General features: G+C 71.4%; 11 protein-coding genes. 7 read left to right on the top strand and 4 right to left on the bottom strand.

Annotated features, from left to right (window positions below; all coding sequences use genetic code 11):
* Positions 1-8 precede the first annotated feature (8 nt).
* Both OG798_RS17060 and OG798_RS17055 read right to left on the bottom strand, forming a co-directional pair.
* Entirely contained in the window at positions 9-1,052 is a 1,044-nt protein-coding gene (locus OG798_RS17060; protein ID WP_121416451.1) for an ankyrin repeat domain-containing protein, read from the bottom strand.
* A 95-nt stretch (positions 1,053-1,147) separates the two neighbouring features.
* Positions 1,148-2,044, bottom strand: coding sequence for a hypothetical protein (locus OG798_RS17055; RefSeq protein WP_121416452.1), 897 nt, complete (start codon positions 2,042-2,044; stop codon positions 1,148-1,150).
* Positions 2,045-2,274: 230 nt separating this feature from the next.
* On the opposite strand from OG798_RS17055, the gene OG798_RS17050 reads away from it, so the two are divergent.
* Positions 2,275-3,057, top strand: a complete 783-nt coding sequence (locus OG798_RS17050; RefSeq protein ID WP_097226217.1) for a S1 family peptidase — start codon at positions 2,275-2,277, stop codon at positions 3,055-3,057.
* Between the two features lie 844 nt (positions 3,058-3,901).
* Here OG798_RS17050 and OG798_RS17045 read toward each other — a convergent pair.
* Positions 3,902-5,671 carry a glycoside hydrolase family 35 protein gene (locus OG798_RS17045; protein WP_097227654.1) on the bottom strand — a complete coding sequence of 590 codons (1,770 nt, stop codon included), beginning with the start codon at positions 5,669-5,671 and terminating at the stop codon, positions 3,902-3,904.
* A 138-nt stretch (positions 5,672-5,809) separates the two neighbouring features.
* On the opposite strand from OG798_RS17045, the gene OG798_RS17040 reads away from it, so the two are divergent.
* The 6 genes from OG798_RS17040 (at position 5,810) to OG798_RS17015 (ending at position 13,682) form a co-directional block, all read left to right on the top strand.
* On the top strand, positions 5,810-6,694 hold the full coding sequence (locus OG798_RS17040) for a helix-turn-helix transcriptional regulator (RefSeq protein WP_067363937.1): 885 nt from the start codon (positions 5,810-5,812) through the stop codon (positions 6,692-6,694).
* Positions 6,695-6,705: 11 nt separating this feature from the next.
* Complete coding sequence (locus OG798_RS17035) at positions 6,706-7,074, top strand: chorismate mutase (RefSeq protein ID WP_095858152.1); 369 nt, start codon at positions 6,706-6,708, stop codon at positions 7,072-7,074.
* Positions 7,075-7,247: 173 nt separating this feature from the next.
* Positions 7,248-7,811 (top strand): response regulator, encoded by a 564-nt coding sequence (locus tag OG798_RS17030; RefSeq protein ID WP_095855222.1) that lies wholly within the window; start codon positions 7,248-7,250, stop codon positions 7,809-7,811.
* An 82-nt stretch (positions 7,812-7,893) separates the two neighbouring features.
* A complete protein-coding gene (pepN, locus tag OG798_RS17025; RefSeq protein WP_267061492.1) occupies positions 7,894-10,392 on the top strand; it encodes an aminopeptidase N in 2,499 nt (832 codons plus the stop codon).
* Between the two features lie 507 nt (positions 10,393-10,899).
* The gene (locus OG798_RS17020) at positions 10,900-12,264 is read left to right on the top strand and encodes a pyridoxal phosphate-dependent decarboxylase family protein (protein ID WP_121416455.1); all 1,365 of its coding nucleotides are present in this window, start codon (positions 10,900-10,902) and stop codon (positions 12,262-12,264) included.
* On the top strand, positions 12,261-13,682 hold the full coding sequence (locus tag OG798_RS17015) for a lysine N(6)-hydroxylase/L-ornithine N(5)-oxygenase family protein (protein ID WP_095855225.1): 1,422 nt from the start codon (positions 12,261-12,263) through the stop codon (positions 13,680-13,682). Before OG798_RS17020 ends, OG798_RS17015 begins: the two co-directional genes overlap by 4 nt.
* 59 nt (positions 13,683-13,741) lie before the next feature.
* On the opposite strand, the gene OG798_RS17010 is transcribed toward OG798_RS17015, so the two are convergent.
* Entirely contained in the window at positions 13,742-15,556 is a 1,815-nt protein-coding gene (locus OG798_RS17010) for a 5'-nucleotidase C-terminal domain-containing protein (RefSeq protein ID WP_267061491.1), read from the bottom strand.
* Positions 15,557-15,631 lie beyond the last annotated feature (75 nt).

The raw sequence follows: 15,631 nt of genomic DNA, 5'->3' as shown, positions 1-15,631 counted from the left end.
CGCGTGGTTCAAGGACCGGACGGGCCGGGGGAGTCGAGCCGCGCCAGCGCGCTCGCCGCCCGGTCGCGGATCACGGGGACGGTCGCGCCGGTGAGGACGCGCAGGATCGGCAGGCCGTGGGGGTTGCCCAGGCGGCCCAGTACGTCCGCGCCGAAGGCCTGGCGGAGGGGGTCGGGGGCGGCGCACCACTCGACCGCCGCCCGGAACGTCTCCTCGTCGCCGCGCAGGCCCAGCGCCGTCGCCGCCTCGGTCCAGTCGTCGTTGTCGGGGTCGGCGGGGCGCAGGGCGCGGGCGGCCAGTTCGGCGGCGGGCGCGGTGATGCCGAGGGCGGATTCGAGGATGGTCGCTATCGCGGCGTGGCCCGTCTGCTGGTCGTTGCTCGCGACGGGATTCCCGGCGGGGTCAAGGAGTTGGACCTCCACGGTGATGCCGCCGTCCTGCGGGTAGCGGTGGGTGACGGAGGGGTGGCCCGGGCCCCAGGTCTCTTCCAGGCCCGCGCGCACCTCGGTCTCCACATCGACGGTGAGCCGGCGGTGGGCCTCGGCGAGCGCCGCCGACCGCGCCCGCGCTCCGTGCCGCAGGAGGGCGCGTACACAGCCGGGCGAGCCACGGCGGGCGGCCGCGACGAGCGGGGGTTCACCGGTCGGGCCCGGGCGGTCGGGGTCCGCGCCCGCCACGAGAAGCTCCCTCACCACCGCGACCCGCCCCAGCCGCACCGCCCACGTCAGCGCCGTGAACCCGAACTCCTCCACCGTGTCCGGCGCGGCCCCGGCCGCCAGCAGGGCGCGTACGACCTCCGTGTGCCCACCGCACGCCGCCCCGCACAGCGGCGCGTCCGTGCCCTGGCTGAGCCGGTCGGGCGCGGCGCCGGCCACCAGCAGCAGTCGTACGACGCCGGGCCGGTCGCTCACCGCCGCGAGATACAGCGCCGTCTGGCCGTCCTCGTCCACCGCGTCCGGGCTCACACCGGAGCGCAGCAGCCGTACCACCGCGTCCTCGTCACCCTCGTGCACAGCCGTGAAGAGGTGTGCCGCGGGGTCGTTCGTGCTCATCCTTCGACCCTCGCTCGCGAAGGACGCGAGAGGCAAAGTCTTTGGGGGTGTTGTGTCTCACCTCCCCCCACGCACACCCGCGTGTGTCGCATGTCCTACGTGTCGCACTCCAGCACCGTCCTGCACAGCGTGCAGCGCGCCCGTACCCGGCCCCGGACCGGCACGCGGATCCGCTGGTGACAGGTCGGGCAAGGGAAGGAGACGCGCAGGGGCCCGCGGCTGTCGGGGCTGAACGCGTAGCGGACACCCGGGTGCGGGCCCGGTGTGTGCTGGTCCTGGGCGTGCCTCCGGTCCTTCGCGTAGCGGCGGCGGCCCGCCCAGCCGGCCGCGGTCAGCGGGGGCTGCTGCTCGTCACGGCGGGCCTGCGCCATGCCCTGCGTGTACGCCGTGTACGCCTGCGGGCTGGTGAACCAGATCGAGGGGTCCTCGTCGAAGACCAGGGCGCGTTTGGCGAGGACGTAGCCGAACTCCTCCGGGGTGAGGTAGCCGAGTTTCTGTGAGGAGTCGGCGTCCTCCCGGTAGGCGTCGAGAAGCAGCCAGCCCGCGCCGAGGTAGGTCGCCGCGGTGTCCGTGAGGATCTCGTTGTCGCGCGTGCCGGGGAAGTAGAGGTCGAGGCGGTGCAGATAGACGTGCATCACCTCGTGGGCGAGGGCCGCGCCGATGTCCCGGCGGTGGGAGCGGAAGCGGTCGTTCAGTTCGACGAAGTACTCGGGGCCCGCAGTGAGTTCGACGTTGGCCGCCTGGGTCATCTCGCGGAAGCCGATGATCAGCCGGGCGTCCGGGAGGTGGTAGTGGTGCACCATCTCGCGGGCCACGCGCTGCGCGCCCAGATGCAGGTCGTCGATGTCGCCGAAGGCCACGTCGGCGGGGGCCACGCTGGTCGCGAAGGTGTGGATGGTGTCGTACGAGAGCCGCTTGTAGAGCGCGGTGATCGATGCCCGCACCGTGTCCAGATGCGGGAAGCCGTGCTCGACGGGTCCGCCGTTCGCCACGTCCGTACCCCCTGAAGACGCCGGGCCTCCTGCATTCCACTCTAAGCGCCGCTGCGGTGGGCGGCGGGGCGCGGCTGGCCGAAATGGGGTCCTTGTCGGAGCGCTCCGGTGTCTAAATAATTCGCAAAGGCTTGGCGGGTGCATGTCACTCGGTGTGTGCGGCGACTGTCGTGTCGTGCGGCCTCGGTGTGACCCCGTCGGGCTTCCAACCCCCCACGAGAGGAAGCACGTTGAAGTCTTCGAAGAAGTTCACGGGCATCAAGAGAGTCCTCGCCCTCGGCGCCGTCACCCTCGCCACCGTCTCGCTCCAGCCCGTCTCCGCGCAGGCCGCGCCCACGCCCGTCGTCGGCGGCACCCGCGCGGCGCAGGGAGAGTTCCCGTTCATGGTCCGGCTCTCCATGGGCTGCGGCGGTGCGCTCTACACCCAGCAGATCGTCCTCACCGCCGCGCACTGTGTGAGCGGCTCCGGCAACAACACCTCCATCACCGCCACGGCCGGCGTCGTCGACCTGCAGAGCAGCAGCGCGATCAAGGTCAAGTCGACCAAGGTGCTCCAGGCGCCCGGCTACAACGGCAAGGGCAAGGACTGGGCGCTGATCAAACTCGCCTCGCCCGTCAACCAGCCCACGCTGAAGATCGCCACCACCACCGCGTACAACAACGGCAACTTCACCATCGCCGGGTGGGGCGCCGCGCGCGAGGGCGGCGCCCAGCAGCGCTACCTCCTCAAGGCCACCGTCCCCTTCGTCAGCGACGCCACCTGTCAGCAGGCGTACGGCAGCGATCTCGTGCCCGGTGACGAGATCTGTGCCGGGTTCGTGCAGCAGGGTGGGGTCGACACGTGCCAGGGTGACTCCGGTGGACCGATGTTCCGCAAGGACGACTCGGGGGCGTTCGTCCAGGTCGGGATCGTCAGTTGGGGGCAGGGCTGTGCGGAGCCGGGGTATCCCGGGGTGTACTCCGAGGTCTCGACCTTCGCCGCCGACATAGCCAGAGCGGCGTCCACCCTGTAGGGGCTGCGCCCCTCCGATCCCGGGTGAGTTCCTTGGGCGCGGGCGGGCGGTGCCTGATCGCGCCGTTCCCCGCGCCCCTCGGACTGGGCTGCGCCCCGATTCCCCGTCCGGTTGTAGTCGTTCGGGTGCGGGTGGGCGGGGGCCGGTCGCGCAGTTCCCCGCGCCCCTCGGGTGGGGCTGCGCCCCATATCCCCCGGCCGCCGGGGGTTCTTCGGCTGTCGGCCGGTGGGGGCTGATTGCGCAGTTCCCCGCGCCCCTGAAAACCTCGGTCGTCCGGGGTTCGAGGGGCGCGGGCCCTGCCCCCACCCACCTGGCCCGCGCCATTCAGCCGGTCCGGCGACCGTGGCCGAAGGCCGCATCCCACCCGCCCCGGCACGCATCATTCGGCCCGTCCGGCGCCCGTGGCCGTGGCTGAAGGCCGCATCCCTCCCACCCCGGCACGCATCATTCGGCCCGTCCGGCGCCCGTGGCCGTGGTCGAAGGCCGCATCCCTCCCACCCCGGCACGCATCATTCGGCCCGTCCGGCGCCCGTGGCCGTGGTCGAAGGCCGCATCCCATCCACCCCGGCCCGCGTCCTTCAGCCCGTCCGGCGACTGAGCACGAGGTCGGGGGCCGCATCCCGCCCACCCCCGGCCCGTGTCTTCAGCCCGTCCGGTGTCTGAGGTCGGGGTCGGGGGGCGCATCCCACCCACCCCGGCCCGTGTCTTCAGCCCGTACGGCGTTTGAGGACGAGGCCGTTCAGGCCGATGGGGGGTCTGGGGGCGGAGCCCCCAGGGATGGGACGGGTAGGGGCGGCGGGGGCGAGGGAAGGCGGTTGTCGTCGCCGGGGCGCTCGGTCGAGGCTCATCGGCCCGGCAAGGACGCAGCCGCCTCAGGGCACCTCAGGACCGGCGCAGTCGGCGACGTCTCCTGGAGCTCCAGGACCCACACCTCGTTGGCCCCCTCACGCAGCACCGGCCCGGGAACGTACAACGACCGCTGCGGCCCCACCGACCAGTACCGCCCGAGACAGAACCCGTTGACCCACACGAACCCCCGCGTCCAACCCGGAAGTTCCAGGAAGGCGTCCCCGACGCCACGCACCTCCACGGCGCCCCGGTACAGCCCACGCCCGCCCTCCGCGGGCAACCCCCCGAACGGCACCCGCCCCACGCCCCCGGCGTCGAACGCGTCAAGACGCAGCCCCCGCGCCCGCACCCCGTGCAGATACTGCCGCTCGTGCAACATCCCCCCGGTGATGCCCTTCGGCTCACCCGAACGCGGACCGTAGTTGACCCTCCCCAGCGACTCCACCCACGCCTCCACGCGCGCGTGCCCCGCGACAGGCTCCTTGACCCCCGGATCGTCCTCGGTGAGCACACCGACCGCCACACCATCCACGTACACCACCGCCAGGTCCCGCAGCCCGCGCAGCAGGAGGGGGTACGGCCCCCGCGGACCGGGGACGGTCACCTCGTACTTCACCAGGCCCCGGTCGACGTCCAATTCCTCGAAGGTGGGCGGGACGGGGTACTCGGCGTCCCGCCCACCCAGTGTCTCCAGCACGGCGTCCAGGGCGGCCCACTCCCGAAGGTCCACGACCGCGCCCGCACCGAGCGGCGCGGGCGCGGGCGGCAGCTCCGGCAGCGGCCCGTCCGCGTACGCGCCCAGGACCTCCCTGAAGCGCCAGAACTTCTCGGTGGGACGCCCGAGTTCGTCGATGGGCGCGTCGTAGTCGTAGGAGGTGACGTCGGGCTCCAAGGGACCCTCGTGCAGCGCGCCCCCGCCCCGGTTCGCCCCCGCCCAGCCCGCGAAGTTGGTACCCCCGTGCGCCATGTACAGGTTGACCGAAGCCCCGCACTCCAGGATCTCGCGCAGCGCCTGTGCCGCGTCCCCCGCATCCCGTACGACGTGCTCACCGCCCCAGTGGTCGAACCAACCGCACCAGAACTCCATGCACATCAGCGGCCCCTCGGGTCGGTGCCGGCGCAGCACCTCGAAGGCCGCGCGTGCGCGGGAGCCGAAGTTGACGGTCGCGAGGACACCGGGGATCGAACCGCCGGTGAGCATGTGGTCCTCGGGACCGTCCGAGGTGACCAGCGGAACGCTCACACCCTTGGCGCGCAGCACGTCCGCCAGGCGCCGCAGATACACCTGGTCGGAGCCGTAACTTCCGTACTCGTTCTCGACCTGCACCATCAGCACCGGCCCGCCGCGGTCGATCTGCCGCGGCACGATCTCGCGCAGCACCTGGTGGAACCAGCGCTCCACGTGCCCCATGTACTCCTCGTCCCTGGTGCGCGGCCTCCCCGTCAGCCAGTGCGGCAGCCCCCCGTTCTCCCACTCCGCGCAGATGTACGGGCCGGGGCGCACGATCGCCCACAGGCCCGCCTCCCGCACGGCGTCCAGGAACCGGCCCAGCGCCTGGACGTCGCGGTACTCGCCCGGGCGCGGCTCGTGCAGATTCCACGGGACGTACGTCTCCACACAGTTGAGCCCCATCGCCCGCAGCATCCCCAGCCGATGCCCCCACTGCTCCTCGTGCACCCGGAAGTAGTGCAACGCGCCGGACAGCAGCCGCACCGGGCGCCCGTCCAGCAGAAAATCCGTGTCCCCCACCGTGAACTCGCTCATGCGCTCACCCTCACCTCTGGCGGCGGCCGCGTCCATGGACAAAGATCAGCTCTGGTTGGACCAAAGAGTGACGCCGGCGGCGAGGGCGCGAAGGAAGTGACGCCGGCGGCAACGGCGCGAAGGAGGGGAGGCGCGCGGATGCACCACACCTGGATGCGCTATTTCTCCCCCGCCCCCGTCCACCACCGGCTCGGCCTCGCCTGCCTCGGCGTAGGCCTGCAGCACGGCGAACTGCCCACCGTCGGGCCCCGCACCCTCGACCACCACGTGGCCGTCGTCGTCAGCGCGGGCGGCGGCTGGTTCCGGGGCCCCGACGGACACCACCACACCGTCACCGCGCCCGCCCTGCTCTGGCTCACCCCCGGCGTACCCCACCACTACGGACCCGACCCCAGCTGGGACGAGTGCTTCGTCGACTTCACCGGGCCCGCCACCGCCACGTACACCGAACTCGGCTACATCGAACCCGACCGCCCCGTCGTGCCGCTCTCCGACGCCACCGGCGCCCGCGCCACCGTCGGCCGCATCGCCCGCGCCGCCCGCCGCGGCAACCCCCTCCTCGAAGTCGAGACCGGCGCCGCCGTCCACGAACTCCTCGTCGCCCTGCGCCGCGCCCGCGCCGACCTCGCACCCGACGGCGACCCCGTCCTGCACGCCCTCGCCCGTGACGCGTTCCAGCCACTGTCCGTCGCCGAGCACGCGGCCCGGCACGGCATGACCCCCGCCGAACTGCGCGCCGCCGTCCGCCGCGGCGCCGGCCGCAGCCCCAAGGACTACCTCCTCGGCATCCGCCTGGGCCGCGCCAAGGAACTCCTCGCCGCCACCGAACTGCCCGTCGCCGCGGTCGCCCGACGCGTCGGCTACGACGACCCCGCCTACTTCTCCCGCCTGTTCACCCGCCGTGTCGGCATGGCCCCCGTCCGCTTCCGCGAACAGCAGGGCCGCACCCTCCCCGGCGGCTGGAGCGACCGCATACCCGACCCCGACGATCCGCCCATGATCGAGCCCCCGCACGCCACGTAAAGTTGCTCCTCATGACCACCAGCAACACCAGCAACACGAACGACGGGGCGGGCGGCGAGGTCGACCCCGCCGTGCGCGCGGAACTCGCCCGGCTGCGCGACAGCATCGACAACATCGACGCCGCCGTCGTCCACATGCTCGCCGAACGCTTCAAATGCACCCAACAGGTCGGCCATCTCAAGGCCGCCCACCAGCTGCCGCCCGCCGACCCGTCCCGCGAGGCCCACCAGATCGCCCGGCTGCGCCGCCTGGCCGAGAGCGCCAAGCTGGATCCGGCCTTCGCGGAAAAGTTGCTGAATTTCATCATCGCCGAGGTCATCCGCCACCACGAGAGCATCGCGGACGGCGCCGGGCGGGGCGCGGCGGCCACGGGGGAGTGACACCGGGCGCCCCCAGCGTGCATCCTGCGTGAGCACTCCCTGTCAGGTGTCAGGCCAATGGCACATGCCAGCCGACCGTCCGTACGGGCCCCAGGGCACCCGCCACCCGTGGCACCCGCCCCCGCCCGTACCGGCCCGGGCCGGCATGTGGCCGATCGAGGGGACGTCGGGCCATGCCGTCGGATGCCAAGATCCTCATCGTCGACGACCACGAGGACACGCTGTACGCGCTCGAAAGCGCCCTCGCCCCGTTGGGCCACCGCGTGACCCGCGCGACCAGCGGCGACGACGCCCTCAAGGAAGTGCTGCGCGGCCAGGTCGGACTGCTCCTCCTCGACGTGCGCATGCCCGGCGTCAACGGCCTCGACGTCGTGCGCTACATGCGCCGCGTGGAACAGACCCAGCACATCCCGGTCATCCTGCTCACCGGCTTCGGACCGGACACCGAACTGTCCGCCACCGCGTTCGCCCTCGGCGTCGCCGACCTCGTCCTGAAGCCCGTCGACCCCTGGACCCTGCGCACCAAGGTCCGCTACCTGTACGACACCCACCAGCGCCGCCGGGCCCTGGAGGCGGAGGTGCGCGAGTTACGCGCCCGGACCGAGAAACGCGCCTCACCGCCCGCTCCGGGCCGTCTCCACCCCGACACCCGCGTCCCCCTGCAACGCGACGGCCACACCGACGCACGGGAGGCGCGTGACGTACGGGACGTACGGGAGCAGGACCGCACCGCCTGAGTGTGCCGATCCCGCCGTAACCATGCCGAACAAACGCCGTATACCGGGCAGGCCCTGTGTCCTGTCCGAGCCATCAGGCAGCATGTCCCCCATGTCCGTACTGACGCGCGACGAAGCGCAGACCCGTGCCCAGCTCCTCGACGTCCACCACTACGGGATCGCACTCGACGTGACCCACGGGGACGAGACCTTCGACTCCCTGACCGTCATCCGGTTCACCGCCCGCGCCGACGCGGACACCTTCGTCGAGCTGAAGCCCGCCGAACTGCGCTCCGTCACCCTCGACGGACAGCCCCTCGACCCCGAGACCCTCGACGAGAACCGGCTGCCCCTCAAGGGCCTCACCGCGGGCGAGCACGAACTGCGCGTCGACGCACGGATGCGCTACTCCCGCACCGGCGAGGGCATGCACCGCTTCACCGACCCCACCGACGGCGAGACCTACCTCTACACCCAGCTGTTCATGGAAGACGTCCAGCGCGTCTTCGCCGCCTTCGACCAGCCCGACCTGAAGGCCGTTTTCGACCTGACCGTGACGGCCCCCGAAGGCTGGACCGTCCTCGCCAACGGCATCACCGAACACCTCGGTGAAGGCCGCTGGCAGGCCGCCCCCACCCCCCTCATCTCCACCTACCTCGTCGCCGTCGCCGCCGGCCCCTGGCACTCCGTCCGCACCGAGCACCGCGGCCTGCCCTTCGGCATCCACTGCCGCCGCTCGCTCGCCCCCCACCTCGACGCCGACGCCGACGAGATCCTCGACATCACCCGCGCCTGCTTCGACCGCTACCACGAGAAGTTCGACGAGCCCTACCCCTTCGACTCCTACGACCAGGCGTTCGTCCCCGAGTTCAACGCCGGCGCCATGGAGAACCCCGGCCTCGTCACCTTCCGCGAGGAGTTCGTCTACCGCTCCGCCGTCACCGACACCGAACGCCAGAACCGCGCCATGGTCATCGCCCACGAAATGGCCCACATGTGGTTCGGCGACCTCGTCACCCTGCGCTGGTGGGACGACATCTGGCTGAACGAGTCCTTCGCCGAGTACATGGGCTACCAGACCGTCACCGAAGCCACCCGCTTCACCGACACCTGGACCGACTTCGGCGTCACCCGCAAACCCTGGGGCTACGACGCCGACCAGCGCCCCTCCACCCACCCCGTCGCCCCCGACCCGGACGCCGTCCCCGACACCGCGTCCGCCATGCTCAACTTCGACGGCATCTCCTACGCCAAGGGCGCCTCCGCCCTGCGCCAACTCGTCACCTGGCTCGGCGAGAAGGACTTCCTGGCCGGCATCAACACACACTTCGCCCGCCACAAGTTCGCCAACGCCACCCTCGCCGACTTCATCGACAACCTCGCCTCCGCCACCGAACGCGACGTCCACGCCTGGGCCGACTCCTGGCTGCGCACCACCGGCGTCGACACCCTCACCCCCACCCTCACCGCCGGACCCGACGGCACCCACACCCTCACCGTCGAACACCACGGCAGCCGCCCGCACCGCATCGCCGTGGGCCTCTACGACAACGACCTCGGCGTCGAAGGCCGCCTCGCCCTGCGCGACCGCCTCGAAGCCGACGTCCCGGGGAGCGAGCCGACCGTGGTCGGCAAGCGCCCCGCCCTGCTCCTCCTCAACGACGGCGACCTCTCCTACGCCAAGGTCCGCTTCGACCCCGAGTCCTTCCAGACCGTGCGCACCGCCCTCGCCGGACTGCCCGAACCCCTCACCCGCGCGGTCGTCTGGAACGCCCTGCGCGACGCTGTCCGCGACGGCGAACTGCCCGCCATGGCCTACATCGACGCCGCCCGCGCCCACCTCCCGCACGAGAGCGACCTCGCCCTCGTCCAGGGCGTCCTGTCGTTCGCCGCCGCCCAGGTTGCCGACCGCTACCTCCCCGCCGAGGACCGCCCCACCGCCCTCGCCACGCTCACCGACCTCTGCCGCGACCTCATCCGCCGCACCGAGGACGGCTCCCACCCCGGCCTGCGCCTCACCGCCGTGCGCCACTACATCGACGTCGCAGCCCACCCCGACACCATCAGCGCCTGGTTCTCCGAAGGCACCGTCCCCGGCGGACCCGAACTCGACCCCGAACTGCGCTGGCGCGTCCTCGGCCGGCTCGCCGTCCTCGGAGCCATCGACGACGCCGTCATCGAGGCCGAGCTCGTCCAGGACCCCAGCGCCACCGGCCAGGAAGGCGCCGCCCGCTGCCGCGCCGCGCTGCCCGACCCCGAGGCCAAGCGCCGCGCCTGGGAGGAGATGTTCACCTCCGACCACCTCTCCAACTACCTCTTCATCGCCACCGCCCAGGGCTTCTGGCAGCCCGAACAGACCCACCTCGTCCGGGAGTACGTCGAGCGCTACTGGGCCGACGCCGTCGCCGTCTCCACGCGGCGCGGCCCCGCCATCGCCGAGGCCGCCGGGCGCTACGCGTTCCCCGTCCACGCCGTCACCCCCGAAACCCTCGCCCTCGGCGAAGCGTGCCTTCGTGACGCCGACCCCATCCCCGCCCTCCGCCGCAAACTCGTCGACCAACTCGACGACCTGACACGAGCCTTGAAGGTACGAGCCGCATAACCACGCCCGTGTCCGCGGGTGGCCGGCGCCCCTGAGGCGGGGGCTTCGCCCCGCGTCCCCCGCCCGCCCTGATTCGTTTGGCTGCGGGTGGGTGGGGGCTGGTCGCGCAGTTCCCCGCGCCCCTAAAAGCCCCGGGTCGTCCGGCGTTCCAGGGCGAGGCCGGTGACCGCACCCCACCCACCCCGGCCCGCATCACTCAGCCTGTCCGGCGTTTGAGGACGAGGCCGTTCAGGCCGATGCGGGGGTCTGGGGGCGGCAGCCCTCAGGGATGATGGGGGTCCCCCCTGCTCGAGCGAAGCCGAGAGCTTGGGGGAGGGTAGGGGCGGCGGGGGCGAGGAAAGGTGGCTCCGGTTCCGGCGTGGCGTCTAGCAGCTTCGCCCCCCACTCACATTTTCTCCGTCCACCAGTACCCCCATTCGGGTCGGATCGTTGACCTTTCAGGGCGCGCAGGCCCATCCCCGTACAGGCTGGTACTCCCCCTGCCGCGCGCCCACCGGAGGACACCCCATGAGCACGCCGCCCCTCGCCTCAGGCCCCGAAGGTCCCGGCGCGCTGCGGCCGCTGCTCGACACCGTCCTCGACGCACTGCGCGAGGGCGGCGAGGCACGCGGGGGACCACTGCCCGCCGGCGGACCGGAGAGCGTGGCCCGGCGCGTACGGGACGCGGTCGGCGACGTACTGCCCGAGCAGGGAACCGAAGACGCCCTACGCGTCGTCGTACGGGCTCTCGCCGAGGGCGCGGCCGACCCCGCCGACCCCCTGTGCGCCGCCCACCTGCACTGCCCACCCCTCGCCGTCGCCACCGCCGCCGACCTCGCCGCCTCCGCCCTCAACCCCTCCATGGACTCCTGGGACCAGGCCCCGGCCGCCTCGGAACTGGAGGCACTCGTCACCCGGGCCCTGGCCCAGGAGATCGGCGCCGGTGATGCCCTGGTCACCACCGGCGGCACCGAGTCCAATCAACTCGCCCTCCTCCTCGCCCGGGAGGCACACGCCGGTGTGCGGCTCATCCACGGCGCCAACGCCCACCACTCCCTGCCCCGCGCCGCCTGGCTCCTCGGCCTGCCCGACCCCGTCGTCGTCCCCGCCCCCGCCGGCACCATGGACCTCGCCGCCCTCGACGAAGCCCTCACCGAACTCCAAGGCCTCCGCGGCTCCCTCCTCGTGGCCGCCACCGCAGGCACCACCGACGCCGGACTCATCGACCCCCTGCCCGACATCGCCGACCTCTGCGAAGCCCACGGCACCCGCCTCCACATCGACGCCGCCTACGGCGGAGGCCTCCTCTTCAGCGACCACCACCGCGGCAAACTCCACGGACTCGACCGCGCCCACACCGTCACCCTCGACCTGCACAAACTCGGCTGGCAGCCCGTCGCCGCAGGCCTCCTCGTCGTCAAGGACCCCCACGACCTCGACGCCCTGAGCCACCGCGCCGACTACCTCAATGCCGACGACGACACCGAAGCGGGCCTCCCCGACCTCCTCGGCCGCTCCCTGCGCACCAGCCGACGCCCCGACATCCTCAAAGTCGCCGTCACCCTCAAAACCCTGGGGCGAGCGGGACTCGGCGCGCTCGTCGACCAGGTCTGCGCCCGCGCCGTCGAGCTGGCGGACCTCGTCGAAGCACACCCCGGCTTCGAGCTCTACGACCCGCCCACCCTCAGCACCGTCCTGTTCCGCCCCGCCGAGGCCTCCGACGAAGCCGTCGCCGCCGTACGCCGCATCCTGCTCCACGAAGGACGCGCCGTCCTCGGCCGAGCCCTGCTCGACGACCGGCTCTGGCTCAAAGCCACCCTCCTCAACCCCCACACCCGGACGAGCGACCTGGCCGCGCTCCTGAAACTGGTGGAAGGACACACACCCCGATGAGCCCGACGCCCCTCCCCCCACGCCACGAGCCCGACGCGCCCCGCGACCTCGTGGGCATCGGCATCGGCCCGTTCAACCTCTCCCTCGCCGCCCTCGCCCACCCCCTCCCCGAACTCGACAGCGTCTTCTACGAACAGCGCCCCGGCTTCGACTGGCACCCGGGCCTGCTCATCGACGGCGCCACCCTCCAAGTCCCCTTCCTCGCCGACCTGGTCACCCTCGCCGACCCCGCCAGCCCCTGGTCCTTCCTCAACTACCTCAAGGACCGCGACCGCCTCTTCCCCTTCTACTTCGCCGAGCGCTTCCACATGCAGCGCGCCGAGTACGACGCCTACTGCCGCTGGGTCGCCGGCCGCCTCCCCGGACTCCACTTCGGCCACCAGGTCGACGCCGTCCGCTGGAACCCCGAACGCACCCTGTTCGAAGTCGACTTCACCCAGCTCGACAGCGAGGGAGAAGCCGAGGCCCTCGGCCGTACCTACACCCGCAACATCGTCCTCGGCGTCGGCACCGCACCCCACATCCCCGAGCCCCTCAAACCCCTCGTCGATACCCCCGGCGTCCCCGTCATCCACGCCGCGGACTACCTCGCCCACCGCGAACACTTCCTCACCGCCGAACACATCACCGTCATCGGCGCGGGGCAGTCGGGCGCCGAGGTCTTCCTCGACCTCCTGCGCAACCGGCCCGCCGGCCGCGAGAAGATCCACTGGCTCGCCCGCACCGAGGCCTTCGCCCCGATGGAGTACTCCAAGCTCGGCCTCGAACACTTCACCCCCGACTACACCCGCTACTTCCACGCCCTCACCGAGCCCGTACGCGACCGGCTCGTCGCCGCCCAATGGCAACTCCACAAGGGCATCGACGCCGACACCATCGCCGCCATCCACGACGAGCTCTACCGCCGCACCCTCCACGGCGGCTGGCCCGACGCCGTCCTCACCCCCGCCGTCACCGTCCGCACCGCGGGCCGCGTCGCCACCACCAAGGTCGAACTCCACCTCGAACACGGCCAGCAGGGCGCCCGCACCCGCCTCGTCACCGACGCCGTGGTCCTCGCCACCGGCTACCGCGAACGCCCCCTCGGCCAGATCCTCGCCGGACTCGACCCCTACCTGCACCGCGACAGCGCCGAACGCCCCCGCATCGACGACCAGTTCCGCCTGACCCTCGACCCCTCCGTCACCGGCCGCGTCTACGTCCAGAACGCCGAACTCCACACCCATGGCGTCGGCGCCCCCGACCTCGGCCTCGCCGCCTGGCGCAGCGCCACCATCCTCAACTCGCTGACGGGCAAGGACCCCTACCCGCTGCCGCGCCGTACGGCCTTCACCACCTTCGGACTCGAACCCCAGTCCCAGGTCCCGCTCGCCCGCCACACCGCCCAGACCCTCACCCCGCTCGTCGACGGACGGTAAGAAGAAGACCCCGGACATGCGCCCGGGGTCCACAAGACAAGCGTGCCGCAACAGGCGGGCTAGAAAACAGGCGTGCCGTCCCGCGTGAGCTTCCAGTCCACCGAAGCGAACTCCTTCGGGTCGAGCACACCCTTCGCGGTCACCCACTCGGCGATCCGCGTACGGATCTCCGTCGACTCCGACCAGACCTCCTTCGCGGACGCCACGTGCGGGAAGGCGCCGCCACCGTTCGCCCGGTAGTTGTTCACCGCGAACACGAACTGCTGCGCGTCGTCCAGCGCCGCACCGTTGTACGTCAGGTTCTTGATCCGCGAACCCTCCACCTGCGCGATGTCGATGTCGTACCGGAGCCCCGACACATAGTCGTAGTTGTAGTCCGGACGGTTGTTCGCGTTGGTCAGCTTCTCCGTGTCGATCACCGCACCGGCCGCCGTCCGCACGAAGTAGTTCGCCGAGTACTCCAGGTACGCCCGCACCTGCGCCCCCGTCAGCACCTTCGCGACCAGCGTGTTGTCATACACGTACAGGCTCGACAGATCCCGGATCGTCACCTTGCCGGCCGGGATCTCGGAGGTGCGCGAGAACGGCGAGGCCTGCGCGATCACGGGCAGCGACGCGTACTCCGTGCCCACCAGCGCCGCCTTGACCACGTCCTCCTGCACCTTGGTGATCAGGTCGATGATCGGGGCGTCCTTGTAACGCGCTTCGACCGTCGTCAGCGTGTCCGTGGCCGTGCCGACCACCTGGTTGACGTACGCCACCACCAGGTCGTGCTCGTCCTTCAGCAGCCGGGTGATCTTCGGGTCGTCGGCGACCGAGTTCGAGTTGCGGACCGTGGCCGCCACCGACTCGACCTGCCACTTCCCCTTCTCGAGGACCAGCTCGAAGTCGAACACCGACAGCCGCTCCGCGTACGCCAGCGGCTCCGACAGCACCACGGTCCTGCCGGTCTTGGTGTTGGTGACCTTCAGCTCCGGGATCTCCACGTGCGCGTGCCCGACGAGAATCGCGTCGATCCCCGGCACCTGCTGGGCGACGAGCGCCGCCGAGTTCTCGACGTACGGCAGCTGGTCACCGTAGGAGGACGTGCCGGACGAACCGGAGTGCGCCGACACCACGACCACGTCGGCACCCATCGACCGCAGCTTCGGCACCCACTTCGCCGCCTGCTCCTCCAGACCCGGGAACGTCAACTTCCCCTGGACGTACGCCTTGTCCCAGATCGCGATACCCGGGTTCGTCAGACCGAGCACCGCCACCTTCACCGAGGGGGCACCCGGCACGTGGAACGTCTTCATGAAGTACGGCGGGAAAGCCGGCTTCAGCGTCTTCGCGTCCAGCGCGTTCGCACCCAGCAGCGGGAAGCGGCACTGCGACTCGAACTTCCGCAGGGTCTCGATGCCGTAGTTGAACTCGTGGTTGCCCAGCGCCACCGCGTCATAGCCGATCGCGTTCATCGCCTGCGCCATCGGGTGCACCGGACCGCCCTTGGCGGTGATCGGGTCCACCTTCGCGAAGTAGTACGTCAGCGGGGTGCCCTGGATCGTGTCGCCCGCGTCCAGAAGGAGCGTGTTGCAACGCCCCTTCTCCTTGCGGATCTCGTTCACCAGCGTCGAGATCCGCGCCAGACCCTGCGCGTTGCCCGCCGTGTCCTTGTATTCCGCGTCCTTGAAGTAGTCCCAGTTGAAGACATGTCCGTGCAGGTCCGTCGTGCCCATGACGGTGAGGGAGTGCCGCTTCACAGGCTTCTTCCCACCCCCTGCCGCCGCCGAGGTCGCCGCCTGCGCGGACGGAGCCGCGACCGCACCGGTCAACGCCACCCCCGCACCCGTCACGGCGGACTTCTTCAGGAACTTCCGGCGGTTCAACGGCATGTCTATGGCTCCTTGGGAATTGGTCAACGACGCGCGTAGATTCTGACCTACGCATGACACTCCAGAACAGGTCTG

Origin of the sequence: Streptomyces sp. NBC_00271, from assembly GCF_036178845.1 — a bacterium.
In the GTDB taxonomy this organism is placed as follows: Bacteria; Actinomycetota; Actinomycetes; order Streptomycetales; family Streptomycetaceae; genus Streptomyces.
This window is presented reverse-complemented; position numbering and strand designations above follow the sequence as displayed.